The organism is uncultured Jatrophihabitans sp., assembly GCF_964251945.1.
Taxonomy (GTDB): Bacteria; Actinomycetota; Actinomycetes; order Mycobacteriales; family Jatrophihabitantaceae; genus Jatrophihabitans.
Map to the genome: position 1 here is coordinate 352343 of NZ_CAXULP010000002.1, position 13546 is coordinate 365888.

The 13546-nt window shown below is 72.5% G+C and carries 16 protein-coding genes; 6 read left to right on the forward strand and 10 right to left on the reverse strand.

Annotated features, from left to right (window positions below; genetic code table 11):
• Nucleotides 1-85 precede the first annotated feature (85 nt).
• A complete protein-coding gene (locus tag ACFFBG_RS06580) occupies nucleotides 86-601 on the forward strand; it encodes a SigE family RNA polymerase sigma factor (RefSeq protein ID WP_375476870.1) in 516 nt (171 codons plus the stop codon).
• Nucleotides 598-2067, forward strand: a complete 1470-nt coding sequence (locus ACFFBG_RS06585) for a serpin family protein (protein WP_375476872.1) — start codon at nucleotides 598-600, stop codon at nucleotides 2065-2067. The genes ACFFBG_RS06580 and ACFFBG_RS06585 overlap by 4 nt, the downstream gene beginning before the upstream one ends.
• Before the next feature lie 9 nt (nucleotides 2068-2076).
• Here ACFFBG_RS06585 and manA read toward each other — a convergent pair whose 3' ends face one another.
• The 6 genes from manA to ACFFBG_RS06615 form a co-directional block, all read right to left on the reverse strand.
• Entirely contained in the window at nucleotides 2077-3246 is a 1170-nt protein-coding gene (gene manA / locus ACFFBG_RS06590) for a mannose-6-phosphate isomerase, class I (protein ID WP_375476874.1), read from the reverse strand.
• Nucleotides 3243-4157, reverse strand: a complete 915-nt coding sequence (locus tag ACFFBG_RS06595; protein WP_375476876.1) for a cation diffusion facilitator family transporter — start codon at nucleotides 4155-4157, stop codon at nucleotides 3243-3245. The genes manA and ACFFBG_RS06595 overlap by 4 nt, the downstream gene beginning before the upstream one ends.
• 100 nt (nucleotides 4158-4257) lie before the next feature.
• On the reverse strand, nucleotides 4258-5406 hold the full coding sequence (locus ACFFBG_RS06600; RefSeq protein WP_375476878.1) for a hypothetical protein: 1149 nt from the start codon (nucleotides 5404-5406) through the stop codon (nucleotides 4258-4260).
• Complete coding sequence (locus tag ACFFBG_RS06605; protein WP_375476880.1) at nucleotides 5407-5631, reverse strand: Trm112 family protein; 225 nt, start codon at nucleotides 5629-5631, stop codon at nucleotides 5407-5409.
• Nucleotides 5632-5687: 56 nt separating this feature from the next.
• Nucleotides 5688-7055 (reverse strand): phosphomannomutase/phosphoglucomutase, encoded by a 1368-nt coding sequence (locus tag ACFFBG_RS06610; protein WP_375476882.1) that lies wholly within the window; start codon nucleotides 7053-7055, stop codon nucleotides 5688-5690.
• Nucleotides 7056-7171: 116 nt separating this feature from the next.
• Complete coding sequence (locus ACFFBG_RS06615) at nucleotides 7172-7531, reverse strand: DUF3499 domain-containing protein (protein ID WP_375476884.1); 360 nt, start codon at nucleotides 7529-7531, stop codon at nucleotides 7172-7174.
• A 141-nt stretch (nucleotides 7532-7672) separates the two neighbouring features.
• Here ACFFBG_RS06615 and ACFFBG_RS06620 point away from each other — a divergent pair, with 141 nt between their 5' ends.
• The 3 genes from ACFFBG_RS06620 to ACFFBG_RS06630 all read left to right on the forward strand — a co-directional run bounded on the left by ACFFBG_RS06620 (nucleotide 7673) and on the right by ACFFBG_RS06630 (nucleotide 9311).
• Entirely contained in the window at nucleotides 7673-7930 is a 258-nt protein-coding gene (locus ACFFBG_RS06620; RefSeq protein WP_375476886.1) for a hypothetical protein, read from the forward strand.
• Nucleotides 7927-8784, forward strand: coding sequence for a hypothetical protein (locus tag ACFFBG_RS06625; RefSeq protein ID WP_375476888.1), 858 nt, complete (start codon nucleotides 7927-7929; stop codon nucleotides 8782-8784). Before ACFFBG_RS06620 ends, ACFFBG_RS06625 begins: the two co-directional genes overlap by 4 nt.
• 65 nt (nucleotides 8785-8849) lie before the next feature.
• Nucleotides 8850-9311, forward strand: a complete 462-nt coding sequence (locus ACFFBG_RS06630) for a metallopeptidase family protein (protein WP_375476890.1) — start codon at nucleotides 8850-8852, stop codon at nucleotides 9309-9311.
• On the opposite strand, the gene ACFFBG_RS06635 is transcribed toward ACFFBG_RS06630, so the two are convergent.
• Nucleotides 9308-9610, reverse strand: a complete 303-nt coding sequence (locus tag ACFFBG_RS06635; protein ID WP_375476892.1) for a WhiB family transcriptional regulator — start codon at nucleotides 9608-9610, stop codon at nucleotides 9308-9310. The genes ACFFBG_RS06630 and ACFFBG_RS06635 overlap by 4 nt on opposite strands.
• A gap of 138 nt (nucleotides 9611-9748) precedes the next feature.
• Entirely contained in the window at nucleotides 9749-10666 is a 918-nt protein-coding gene (locus ACFFBG_RS06640; RefSeq protein ID WP_375476894.1) for a LysR family transcriptional regulator, read from the reverse strand.
• Between the two features lie 55 nt (nucleotides 10667-10721).
• Between ACFFBG_RS06640 and ACFFBG_RS06645 the strand changes: the two genes are divergently transcribed.
• Complete coding sequence (locus ACFFBG_RS06645; protein ID WP_375476896.1) at nucleotides 10722-12263, forward strand: aldehyde dehydrogenase family protein; 1542 nt, start codon at nucleotides 10722-10724, stop codon at nucleotides 12261-12263.
• Nucleotides 12264-12428: 165 nt separating this feature from the next.
• Here ACFFBG_RS06645 and ACFFBG_RS06650 read toward each other — a convergent pair whose 3' ends face one another.
• Complete coding sequence (locus ACFFBG_RS06650; RefSeq protein ID WP_375476898.1) at nucleotides 12429-12602, reverse strand: CsbD family protein; 174 nt, start codon at nucleotides 12600-12602, stop codon at nucleotides 12429-12431.
• A gap of 88 nt (nucleotides 12603-12690) precedes the next feature.
• Entirely contained in the window at nucleotides 12691-13542 is an 852-nt protein-coding gene (locus ACFFBG_RS06655; protein ID WP_375476900.1) for a transglutaminase domain-containing protein, read from the reverse strand.
• Nucleotides 13543-13546: the final 4 nt, after the last annotated feature.

Genomic DNA, 13546 nt, shown 5'->3' on the forward strand with positions numbered 1-13546 from the left:
CTGACTTCGGCACTCGCCCTCGCTCGAATTCGGCTCTGGTGCAACCTGCGCGCCCGCGGGAGCGTGTCTCGTGCGGGAGGCGTTGATGGACGGTGCGGGCCCGGCGACGGACGCAGAGGCGTTCGACGCGTTCTACGCGCGCACCCGCGACCGGCTGGCCGTGCAGGTAGCAGCGCTCACCGGCGACCCGGTCGAGGCGCTCGACCACGTCCAGGAGGCGTTCATCCGCGCGTGGGGGCGCTGGTCGCGAGTCGGCCGGCTCGACGACCCTGAGGGTTGGGTGCGCAGGGTCGCCCACAACCTCGCGGTGAGCCGCTGGCGGCGTGCCCGGCGGACCGTCCTCGGCGATCGTCCCGACGGCGCGGTGCCGGGATGGGACGACGACCAGGGCGCCGTACTGGCCGCTCTCGCGCACTTGCCGCGGCCAGAACGCGAGGCGATCGTGCTGCATCACCTCGTCGGGCTGAGCGTTGCGGAGATCGCGGCCGAACTTCGCGCGCCGAGCGGCACGGTGAAGTCCTGGCTCGCCCGCGGCCGCGCGCGATTGGCGACTCACCTGAACGCCGTCGGCGAAGATCGCACCGAGGAGATGACGCAGTGACCGAGGAACCCGATCCGCACGACGCAGCGGCCGAGGACGACGCGCGGGGTCCGGGCGTCGAGGCGAGGCTGCGCATGCTCGATCGGCGCCCGCCGACCGGTAGCGGCTGGCAGCCGGGAGACGTCGTCCGCGCCACGGCGCGGCGCCGACGCAACCGACGCGCGCTGGGCGCGGCGGCACTCGTCGTCGCTCTCGCGGCAGGCGGAACGGCGATCGAACTGCGCGGGGGAAGCCCGGCGCCGGTGCCGTTGGCCGCGCCGCCTCGTGGCGTGCACGTCGCGGCTCGACTCGACGGCGCGCAGCAGCTGGTCGCCGACTCGACGCCGCTCGTGCAGCCCGACGCGGCCGCGGTCGGGCCGGTGGTCGCCGCCGAGCAGCGGCTGACCCTCGCGCTGCTCCACAAGCTCGGCTCGAGCGGCAACACCTCGGTCTCGCCGCTGAGCCTGTATGTCACGCTCGGCATGCTGCAGAACGGGGCGCGCGGCGAGACGGCGGCGCAGATCGCCGCGGCGCTGCAGGCGACCGGGCTCAGCACGGCGCTGCAGAACGCCGGGCTGTCGGCGCTGTCGGCCGAGCTGGCAGGCGCCGCGAAGCAAGCCGCGATCACCTTCTCCTCCGCCAACAGCCTGTGGCAGCAGAACGGCTTCCCGGTGCGCCCGCAGTTCTTGCAGATGTTGGCTGCCTACTACTCGACGGGGGTGTGGCAGACGGACTTCGCCGGCCACAACGCCCAGGCCGTCGCGGCCCTGAACCGATGGACCAGCGAGCACACCCACGGCAAGATCACCAAGCTGTTCGACTCGCTTGACCCGTCGACCGTGCTCGTCCTCGCCAATGCGCTGTACTTCCACGCGAAGTGGGCGACGCCGTTCGACGCCGGCGAGACGACGCCGATGACCTTCACAACCGGCAGCGGCCGGCGCGTCACCGCGAAGTTCATGACCGGCGACCAGACGTTTCCGACGGCGGTCACCGGCGCCTACCAGGCGGTTCAGCTGCCGTACCAGGGCGGACGGTATGCAGCATTGGCGGTTATGCCTACCCATGAGTCGCTGACGTCTTTCACGGCTGGCCTGTCCGCCTCGGCCCTGCAGACGATCGGCGCGTCGCTGAAGAACGGCGGCGCGGTTGTCTCGCTGCCCCGCTTCACGACCACTTCGACGATTCCGCTCAACGCCCCGCTCAAAGCTCTGGGCATGCGGAAGGCCTTCGACAGCGGGTCCGCCGACCTCTCCGGGCTGAGCGCTGAGCCGACCTACGTCGACCAAGTGCTGCAACGGGTCTACCTGTCAGTCGGCGAGAAGGGCACGACTGCGGCAGCGGCGACGGGGATCGCCGTCAGCGCGTCTGCCGGGCGGGCGGGCCCTGTCGTCGCTCTCGACCACCCGTTCCTGTTCCTGGTCCGGGACACGAAGACCGGGGCGATCCTGTTCGCGTCCGAGATCCAGGATCCGACGGCGTCGTGAGCCGCCGGCTCAGCCGACGGCGGCGATGAACGCCTTGCCGTTGCCCGCGAGGGTCACCCGCGTGTCGGCCGACACGAACGCCGCGCGACCGCTCGCCAGCGCCAACCGGTCGACGGTGATCTGACCCGATCCGCAGAGCACGACGCACGGGCCGGAGTCGTGCAACGCCATCGGCTCGCCCGTCTCGAGGTCGAGCGTGGAAAGCAGGAAGTCTCGCGCCGGCGTCGGATACGCGCCGCCGACCGCGGCCACCCGCGGATCGTCGAGTTCGGCGAAGTCGGCGACCGCGAGCACCTCGGGCACGTCGATGTGCTTGGCCGTCAGCCCGCAGCGCAGCACGTTGTCGCTGTTGGCCATGATCTCGACGCCGACGCCGCGCAGGTAGGCGTGCACGTTGCCGGCGCCGAGGAAGATCGCCTCACCCGGCTCGAGCGCGACGTAGTTCAAAAGCAGGGCGAGCACGACGCCGATGTCGCCGGGGAGGTCGTGCGCGGCGAGGCCCGCTGCCCGCAGCGCGCCGGCCCGCACGTCGGCGTCGTCGACCGGCGGGTGCGCGGCCGCCTCGACGACGTCCCCACGCTCGGCGACCGCAGCGGCCAACGCGGCCGGATCCTGATGTTCGAGCAGGCCGGTGAAAGCGGCCCGCAGGGAGTCCGGCCCGCGCAGCAGGTCGACGAGGAAGCTGAGCTCAGGAACCGCCAGCTCGTCGAGCAGCGCCGCGCTGCGCTCCGGCGCGCGGAAGCCGCACAGCGCCTCGAACCGGCTCAGCGCGCAGATCAGCTCCGGCTTGTGGTTGGCGTCGCGGTAGTTGCGCCAGGCCGCGTCGCGGGCCACCCCGGCGGCGTCCTCGCGGGCAAAGCCAGCGCGCGCCTGCGGCAGCGACGGGTGCACCTGGATCGACAACGCCTTCTCCGCCGCGAGGATCTTGACCAGGTACGGCAGCCGGCCGTCGAACTCCGCGGCCACCTCATCGCCCAACGCCGCGCGCGGGTCGTCGGCGATCAGCGCGTCCAGCGTGCGTCCGTCAAGGGCCAACCCGGACGGGTCGTCGGGATGCGCGCCGAACCACAACTCCGCGATCGGCCGACCGTCGGGCGGCACGCCGAGCAGCTGCTGGATCGCCGACGTGGAGCCCCAGTCATAACGGCGGGCGACGCCGTCGAGCAACGCCACCGTCACGGAGCGCTCCGGTCGAGGTCGGGCTCGAGGTAGATCACCCGCGCCGCGGGCACCGCGGCCCGCACCCGGTCCTCCGCGGCGTCGATCGCGCGGGCCACCTCGGGCAGCGACGCGCCGGGCGGCATCGCGACCTTCGCGCCGACCAACAGCTCGTCCGGCCCGAGGTGCATCGTGCGCAGGTGGACGATCCGCTCGACGCCCGCGCCGAGCAAGCCGGCCTCGATCGCGTCGAGCACCGCGGGCGCGGCGGCTTCGCCCACCAGCAAGCTCTTCGTCTCGACGACCAGCACGATGGCGACCGTCACGAGCAGGACGCCGATCGCGCAGGTGCCGATGCCGTCCCACACCGGCTGGTGCGTCAGCGCGGACAGGCCCACACCGGCGAGCGCGAGCACCAGACCGGTCAGCGCGGCGACGTCCTCGAGCAGCACGACCGGCAGCTCGGGGTTCTTCGCGTGCCGGATGAAGCCGAGCCATGTGTCGCTGCCCTTGTGGTGGCGCGATTCGGCTATCGCGGTGCGCAGCGAGAAGCCCTCGAGGCCGACTGCGACGACCAGCACGATCACCGCCACGATCGGGTCGTCGAGGTGGTGCGGATGGCGGATCTTCTCGACGCCCTCGTACAACGCGAACAACCCGCCGGCCGAGAACAGCATCAGCGCCACCAGGAAGCCGTACACGTACCGCTCGCGTCCATACCCGAACGGATGTTCCGGCGTGGCGCGTCGCCTCGCCGAGCGGCCGCCGACGAGCAGCAGACCCTGGTTGCCAGAGTCGACCACCGAGTGCACGCCCTCAGCCAGCATCGACGAGGACCCGGTGATCGCGAACGCGACGAACTTGATCACCGCGATGCCGACGTTCGCGCCGAGCGCCGCGAAGATCGCCTTCGAGCCGCCGCCCGCGCTCACCGCCAACCTCCGCGTTGAGTGGCGCGATATCGGTTGAGTGGCGCGATACTCCGGGCCACTGAGCGGATAACGCGCCACTCAACGGTCTGGCAGCGAGGCATCAATGGTCCCGCTCGGCCGGGCCGCGGGACCCGGGGTCGAGGCCGAGACCCAACGCCAGGTAGGCCGCGGCAAACTCGCCGAACGCGGCCGCCGCGGCGAAGCGGGCGAGCGGGTCGCCGCTGGGCACCTGCACGCTCGACGACCGCAGCCCGAGGTTGCCGGCCAGCTCGTGCAGCGCCTTCGCCGCACGTCGAGCCGCAACCTCGTCCAATTGGATCTGCGCGTCCGAGCGCTCGCCGAGCAGCATGTCCTCAGCCGTGCCGTCGTCGCCGACGACCAGCAGCCGCGCTCGAACGGACGCGACATCGTCGATGCGGTCGCGGAAGAAATCCTCGCCGGCCGGCGCGCCCGCGCCGCGCAGCAACGCGCCGGCGCGGCCGACGCCGTCGGGCAGCGACACGGACACCGACGACGCGCCGGCGAACTGCTGCAGCGCGTCAGAGATGGCGCGGGCGGCCACGCCGGCCAGCGCGCCGGCGCCGGCGATCAGCGGTGTCGCGCCGGCGAACTCCACGGCCAACGCCTTCGCCGGGTTGACGAACGCGTCCCCGTCCGGACGGCAGATCTCGGCCTGCGCGTCCAGCGCGTTCGCCACTTCGATCAGCAGCCCAGCCGGGATCTGGTTCACGCCGAACACGTCCAACGCCTGCAGCAGCGGGGTCAGCACCGCCCAGCGCGCTGCTCGTGGATTGAGGTCGCGGGGCAGCTCGTGCACGGGCGTGCGGCCGGCGGCGTGCGCCACCGGGCTGCCGGCCGGCGCGACGACCGCCATCGCCAGCCCACGCGCGGCGCCCTGGGCGGTCAGCTCGGCGAGTCGAGGATGCCGGCCGTCCACCGAGCCGATCAGCAGCGCGTCGGCCGGTCCGGCCCAGCGCGGCAGTTCCACGCCGTGCCACGTGATGGCCGGGGTTCGGGTGCAGCTGATCCGGGTGATCAATCGAGATCCGGAGGACGGCGCGGAGTCCGTCGCGACGAGCATGGCGCGCGGCAACTCCATGCCGCGCAGCTGCTCGATGCCGAAGTCCCCGGCCGTCTCGACCGCCCGCCGGACCTGCGCGCCCGCCGTCGCCAGCGCCCAGAGCAAGCCCTGCTCGTCGTGTTGCGCCAGGCGCGCCGGGTCGTCGAGCAGCGCCTCGTCGATCGGCATTCAGCCCGCGTCGCCGGTTGCGGGTTCGGCTGCGACGCCGATCCCGTTCGGTCCAGGCGTGGCGTCGTCGAGCAGCAGCACCGGGATGCCGTCGTCGATGGGGTAGGTCGTCGCGCAGAACGCGCAGACGAGCACCGGCTTGCCGTCGCGGGTGTCTTCGCGCAACGCGGCGTGGTCGTCGCTCGGGCAGGCGAGCAGGTCGAGCAGTTCGGCGTCGAGCGCCATGACAGGCTCCTTCTTGGCGAAACGCAACGGCGGGAACGAACTGAGCTCGCGCGAGGTCAGTCGCGGATGGCGGCCAGCGCCCGATCGCGCACGGCGGCCATCGCGTCCTGCGTCGGACCCTCGACGTTCAGCCGCAGCAGGGGCTCGGTGTTGGACGGGCGGATGTTGAACCACGATCCGTCCGGCAGCTCGATGGTGAGGCCGTCCAGCTCGTCGACATCCTTGGCGTCGTCGGCGAACGCCTTGCGGACTGCGGTCATCCGGCCGGCCTGGTCGTCGACGGTCGAGTTGATCTCCCCGGACGCGACGTAGCGGCTGAACTCGGCCGTCAGGTCGGCGAGCGTGCCGGGCTGCTCGCCGAGCGCGGCCAGCACGTGCATGGCCGCCAGCATGCCGGTGTCGGCGAACCAGAAGTCCTTGAAGTAGTAGTGGGCCGAGTGCTCGCCGCCGAACACCGCGTCCTCGCGGGCCATCTGCGCCTTGATGAACGAGTGGCCGACCCGGGTGCGGATGGGCCGCCCGCCGTGCTCGCGGACGATCTCCGGCACCGCGTGCGAGGTGATCAGGTTGTGGATGATCGCGCTGCCCGGCGCCTTCGCGAGCTCGCGGGTGGCCACCAGCGCGGTGATCGCGCTCGGCGAGACGGCGTCGCCGGCGGCGTCCACCACGAAGCAGCGGTCGGCGTCCCCGTCGAACGCGACGCCGAGGTCGGCGCCTTCCTCGACGACCTTGCGCTGCAGGTCGACGATGTTCGCCGGCTCGAGCGGGTTGGCCTCGTGGTTGGGGAACGAGCCGTCGAGCTCGAAGAACAGCGGCACGATGTCCAGCGGGAGGGCGGGGAGCACGCTGTCGCCGAGCACGGCGGGCACGGTGTAGCCGCCCATGCCGTTGCCGGCGTCCACGACGATCTTCAACGGCCGGATGCCGGCGAGGTCGACCAAGCCGCGCAGGTACTCGGCGTACGGCGTCAGCAGGTCGACCTGCTCGACGTCGCCAGGCGCGGCCGCGCCCGACAGCCCGGCGTCCAGATACTCGCCGGCCCGGTCGCGGATCTCGGTCAGCCCGGTGTCCTGGCCGATCGCGACGGCCCGGGCACGGCACATCTTGATGCCGTTGTACTTCGCGGGATTGTGGCTGGCGGTGAACATCGCGCCCGGGAGGTCGAGATGGCCGCTGGCGAAGTACAGCATGTCGGTCGAGGAGAGCCCCGCCTCGACCACCGACGCCCCGCGGTGCATCGCGCCTTCGGCAAAGGCACGGGCGAGTCCGGGGCCGGTCTCGCGCATGTCATGGGCGGTCACGATCCGCTGCGCGCCGGTGACGTCGACAAACGCCGCGCCGATCGCGCGGGCGATTGACTCGTCCAGTTGGTCCGGGACGACGCCCCGGACGTCATACGCCTTGACGAGCCCCGAGAGATCCACGCCCAGAGCCTACCGACGTTCCCCCGCAAGTTGTCCTCGCCAGCCAGTGCCCTGGCCCGACGAAGCGAGGACAAGTTGCGAAAAGAGGGGGCGGACGCCGCGCGGTGGGGTGCGGTTCAGCCGGGCGAGGCGGGCGGCACGACGCGCAAGTGGCCGCGCCGGCCGGTGCGCAGCTCTCCCTCGCCGCGCGGTGCGGGATCGGTGCGGGCGGCCTCGCGAACCGCGTCGGCCAGCGCCTCGAGGTCGTCCGCGTGCGGGATCGGCGTCGGGAACTCCCCGACATGCCGAACGAACTCCCAACCGCGCGGAACGGTCATCCGCACCGCGTGCTCCTCGCACAGGTCGTAGGAGTGCGGTTCGGCGAAACTGGCCAGCGGCCCGACGACCGCGGTGAGGTCGGCATAGGCGTAGGTCAAGGTCGCCACCGCGACCCGGCCGCAGCCCGTCCTGGTGCATTTGCGCTGGGCCAACCTCACAGTGCGCGACTGTATCGCCAGGCGGCGGCCGGGACCCGTTTTGCCGGATCGGCGCGTAAACGTGTCGCCGACTGCGATTTCGTTGTACGGTTTTGCGCGATATACCACTGCGCGCAGGGTTTGGGTCCACCGGGAGGGCTGATGTCCGACGACCTGTCTGTGCCGTCGGCTCCGTCCGCGGCGGCGGGCTCTGCTGAGCTCGCCCAGCTGACCGCGCTGCTGGGCGGCCCGCCCCCGAACAGCGTCGGCGCGCTGGCGCCCGAGTCGCTGCGCAGCCTGATCGAGCGGATCGAGTCCGGCCGGCGGCACCACGCCGCTGCGGCCGACCGGGCGACCGAGCAGGGCCTGCGCAGCATGCCGCTGCCCATGCGCGCCGTCGTCAAGCGGACCCTGTCGTGACCGCCGGCTCGGTTTTGCGCACCGAAACCTTCGCGGCCGCTGCCGCGACCCGCGCGCTGCCCCGCAGCCCGCAACTCGTCCGCCTGGCGCGGCTGATGGCGACTACGCCCGGGCGGCTGGACGTGCTCGCCGGCCTGCCGGAAGACGACCTGCGAACGCTGCACGATCAGGTCAGCGAGTACTACTTTGCGGCCGGCCGCGACCATTTCGCCCGGGTGGCCGGCCTGTCCAACCTGCTTCCGGCAACCCTCGTCGGCCGGCTGGCGGAGCGGTTCCTGCCGCCCCACCTCGGCGCGCGCGCAGCCGAGCAGCTGGAGCCGGCGAAGGCGCGCGATCTCGTCCACCGGGTGTCGCTGCGGTATCTGGCCGACCTCGCGCTCGCCCTCGACCCGTCCCGAGCGGGCGCTGTCATCGCCGCGCTGCCGCCGGCCCGGGTCGCCGAGGTCGCCCGCGAGCTGTTCGGCCGAGGCGAGCACGCGGCGGCCGCCGAGCTGGCGGCCTCGGTCTCAGGCGCAGGCATGCGCGCCGCACTGGGCGTCGCTCGCGGCCGCGATCTGCTCGCCGTGCTGCCGCTGCTGTGCCACGACGCCCGCGCCGAGGCGGCGCTCGACCGGGTCAGCGCCGGCCAACTCGCGGAAGCGGCGCGCGAGGCCGCCGGCACGTCGAATTGGGCCGCGGTGAACTGTCTGGCCGACCGGCTGCCCGCGCTCGGCCGCCGCCGTCTGTCGATCGCCCTCGTCGAGGTCGGTGACGACGTCTATGCCGCGTTCGCCGCTGCGGCGGCGCGCGGCGACCTGGAACCCGCCGCCCAGGATGTCGTCGACGCTGCCGCCGCGAGTCGGCCCAGCCGCTGAGCCGGCAACGGTCCAGCCCGGTCAGCGCTGACGAGCGGGCAGCGGCCCTGCGTAGGGTTGGCGACGTGCGCAGCGAGAGCCGGCAGACCCGCCGCTTCGCCGCGCCGTCGCCCCGCAGACGCGACCGGCGTGGGCGCGGCGTGCGGGGGCACCTTGCGCCGGTCGGCGTGCCGCTGCGCCGAACCCGCGGCGAGCAGTTCGACGACCTTGTGATGGACGCCGTCGAGGAGGTCGAGGAGCACTGGGCCGCCGAGCTCGCCGGGCTGGAGTTCGCGGTGGAGGACGTGCCGCCCAGCGGGACAGAGGCCCAATTCGACCCGGCGGTGGTGGTCGATCGCGGGGTGCCCCTCGGCCGGCTGTTCCGCGACGGCCTGCCGGAGATCGCCCAGCCGGTCGCGGTGGTCTACCGCCGGCCGATCGAGGCCCGCGCGGTGGATCCGGAGGACCGGGCAGATCTGGTGTTCATGGTGGTCGTCGATCTGGCCGCCGAGTTCCTCGGCAAGGACGTCGACGAACTCGACCCCTAGCCGGCGCGGCGCTTGAGCCGGCGGCGCTCCCGCTCGGACATCCCGCCCCAGATGCCGAAGCGCTCGTCGTGCTCAAGCGCGTACTCCAGGCACTCGGCACGCACTTCGCAGCCGGTGCAGATGCGCTTGGCCTCGCGAGTCGAGCCGCCCTTCTCCGGAAAGAACGCCTCCGGATCGGTCTGCGAGCACAGCGCGCGCTCCTGCCAGCTGGCTTCCTCGGGCAGGCCGAAGATCTCGGCCAGCTCGGCGGAGCCCAACGAAGCGTCGAGCGTGCCGTCGACGGCGCTCAGATCCGGCATGGCGGCCTCCCCCAGTGATGTGCGGACACTGCCGCTAAATGACATGGTTCAAATTACACGCGTGTCGTTCCAATCCGTCAAGGCGGTAGACGTGCTATCCCGGCTCGGCGAGTCGCGTGTCGCGGATGCGCCGAGTCGTCAGCTCGACACAGCGGCGCCCAGCGCGGCCAGCACCGTCGCCACCGCCGGACGCTGCGCCGCGCTCGCCCGCGCCACGGCGAGCAATCGCCTGCGCAGCACCGGTTCGCGCAACGTGCGGACGGCGACTGGCGCTGAATCGGCGGCGACAGCGCGGCGCGGCAGCACGGCGACCCCGTGTCCGTCGGCGACCGCGCGGACGAGCAACAGCATGTCGTCGGTCTGCCAGCGCACCCGCGGCTCGAACCCCGCCGTGCGGCAGGCCGCCCGCACCGCGCGGCCGCAGGCGGCGGCTGCGGGCGGCATCACCCACTCGGCGTCGGCCAGGCTCGCGAGCGTCGGTCGGCGCCGGCGCGCCCCGGCTGGCAGCACCAGCACCAGCGGCTCGACGGCGAGCTCGCGGACGGTCGCGGCGTCCGGCACCGCGAGCGGGACGTAGTCGTATTCGTCGACGATCGCGATGTCGACGTCGCCGGCGAGCAACAGTCCGATCCCCTGCTCCGGCTCGGTGGCGACGACCGACAGCGCCAGTCCCGGCTCGTCGACGCGCAGCGCGCAGACCGCCGAGGACACGAACGTCGCGGCCGCGCTCGCCACGGCGGCCAGCCGGACCGGGCCCGCCACCGAACCGGCCAACCGATCAAGGTCCGCGCGAGCCGCGGCCAGCACGTCGAGCACCTGCTCCGCGCGGGCGGCCAGGGCATGCCCGGCGCCGGTCAGCTCGACGCCGCGCGGCGAGCGGTCCACCAGCGACGTCGCGGTCTCCCGCTCGAGCGCGGCGAGCTGCTGGGAGACAGCCGACGGCGTGATCCCCACCGCGCGGGCGGCCCCGGCGATCGAGCCGCGCAGGCCGATCTCGCGCAGCAGCCGCAGCCGCGCGACGTCGAGCAGCTCTGCCGAGTCGCCTGGGGTGGCCATAAGCACAACTTACGGCATAGGCTGAGGTGACATCAGCATCTCGAAGGAGCACGCCATGCCGTTGCCTGCGCACGCCGACCTCGCCGCCGAGACGGCGGCGATCCTGCGGCGCCTGGGCGTCCAAGCTCTGCACGAGCCGGGTGAACTGGACGGCCCGGGCGAGCTCAGCGCGCGCAGCCCCATCACCGGCGGCGAGCTGGGCCGGCTGGCGGCGCACACGCCGGCGCAGGTGGCCGACGCGGTCGGCCGGGCTGCCGACGCCTTCCGCCAGTGGCGCACGACGCCTGCCCCGGTGCGCGGAGCGTTCGTCCGCGAACTCGGCGAGCTGCTGCGCGCGCACAAGGACGACTTGGGCGCGCTCGTCTCGATCGAAGCGGGCAAGATCCGCTCCGAGGGCCTCGGCGAGGTTCAGGAGATGATCGACATCTGCGATCTCGCGGTGGGGTTGTCGCGTCAGCTGTTCGGCCGCACGATCGCCTCAGAGCGACCCGGCCACCGGATGATGGAGCAGTGGCATCCGCTCGGCGTGGTGGGCGTCGTCAGCGCGTTCAACTTCCCGGTCGCGGTGTGGTCGTGGAACGCGGCGCTCGCGTTCGTCTGCGGCGATCCGGTGGTGTGGAAGCCGTCGGAGAAGACGCTGCTCACCGCCCTCGCCTGCCAGGCGCTCGCCGAGCAGGCCGCGCTTCGGGTCGGCGCGCCGGCCGGGTTGTCCCAGGTCGTGCTCGGCGGCGCCGAAGTAGGCGAGGCGCTGGTCGGCGACCCGCGCGTCGCCCTGCTGAGCGCGACCGGGTCGACCCGGATGGGCCGTGCCGTCGCGCCGCGAGTCGCCGCCCGCTTCGGCCGCGTGCTGCTCGAACTCGGCGGCAACAACGCCGCCGTGGTGACGCCGTCGGCGGACCTGGACCTCACCGTGCGCGGCATCGTGTTCTCCGCCGCCGGCACGGCCGGCCAGCGGTGCACGTCGCTGCGGCGGGTGATCGCGCACTCGTCGATCGTCGACGAGCTCGTGGCCCGGATTGCGGCGGCGTACGCGACGCTGCCGATCGGCTCGCCGCTCGACAGCGCGACGCTCGTCGGCCCGCTTGTCGACGAGGCCGCCTACGCCGGGTACGTCGACGCGCTCGCCAAGGCGCAGGCCAACGGCGGCGAACTCGTCGTGGGGGGCGCCCGGGTGCTCGCCGACGACGCGCCCGGCGCCTACTACGTGCAGCCGGCCGTGGTGCGGATGCCGACCCAGTCGGAGATCGTGCAGGCCGAGACGTTCGCGCCGATCCTGTACGTGCTGAGCTACGACGACTTCGATGATGCGCTGGCGATGCACAACGACGTGCCGCAGGGGCTGTCCTCGTCGATCTTCACGACGAGCATGCGCGAGGCGGAGCGCTTCCTCGCTGCCGACGGCTCCGACTGCGGCATCGCCAACGTCAACATCGGGCCGTCCGGCGCGGAGATCGGCGGTGCGTTCGGCGGCGAGAAGGAGACCGGCGGCGGCCGGGAGTCCGGCTCGGACGCCTGGAAGTCCTACATGCGCCGCGCGACCAACACCGTCAACTATTCGACGGAGTTGCCGCTGGCGCAGGGCGTCGAGTTCGGCTGAACTGCCGCTGACAGTGGTCATTTGCGCGGGTCAGTGGTCACCTACGGGCGACCACTGACGTCCCAAGTGACCACTGTCAGTGGGACGGAGTCGCGTGAGCACAGCACAACGAAGCGGCCCCGGGCAGATGCCCGGGGCCGCTTCGCGCAGTCAGTGCAGCGTCGGTCAGTGCCCGAACGCGTCCTTGACCTTCTCGCCGGCGTCCTTGAGGTCGGACTTGGCCTGGTCGTTACGGCCCTCGGCTTCGGTCGACTTGTCGCCGGTGGCGCGGCCAACCGCTTCCTTGGCCTTGCCGCCCGCGTCCTCGATGGTGTTCTTGAGCTTGTCCGTGGCGCTCATAATTTCCGCCCTCTCCTGTTGCGTGCGAACTATCCTTGCCTCCAAGGCGTACCCGGCGGCAGGCGGCGCCAAACCTGGACAAAGCGCGTCACGCCAGCCGAGTCAGCTCCACGGTCACGCGCATGACTGTCTCGCTCTGCTGACCCGCGACGATGCCCTTGATCGGCGGGACGTCGCCGTAGTCGCGGCCGGTGCCCACCATCACGTGCCGCTCGCCGACCGCGCTGGCGTTCGTCGGGTCGTAGGCGGCCCACTCCCCCAGCCACCACTCGACCCAGGCGTGGCTCTCGCCGAGGGCGCTGTCGCCTATTTGCGGCTCGCCGCCGGGGTACAGATAGCCGGACACGTACCGAGCGGGCAACCCGACGTGCCGCAACGCGCCGACCACCAGATGCGTGTAGTCCTGGCAGACGCCGCGGCCGGCCGCCCACGCCTGCACGGCGGTGGTGCGCACCTCGGTGACGCCGGGCAGATAGGTCAGCGCGTCATGCACGGCGCCCGCGATCAGCCGCGCGGCCTGCGCCGGGGGGTTGTCGGCGGCGATCTGCTCGGCGAGGGCGGCGAGTGCGGCCGGCGGCTCGGTGACCGGCGTCTGGGTCAGGTACTCGATGAGCTCGTCGTGCACGGTCGCATTCCGGACGTCGGGCCAGGCGAGATCGCTGGCCACGTCCGGCCGGCGAGTGGCGTCGATCTCGACGAGGCTGGTGGCGCGGATGTCGAGGTGCCGGTGCGGGCCGCTGACCTCGAAGACCCGCACTTCGGTGCCCCAGTAGTCGGTGTAACGGTAGTTCCAGGTGACCGGGTCGATCGCGATGCTGGATTCGAGCCGCATCTGCCACGCGGTCTGCAACGGCGTGACCCGCGCCTCGTTCATCGACGCCGCGACGCTGCGGTCGTAGTCGTAGCGCGACGTGTGCTGGACGCGATACCGCGCGGTCATCGGC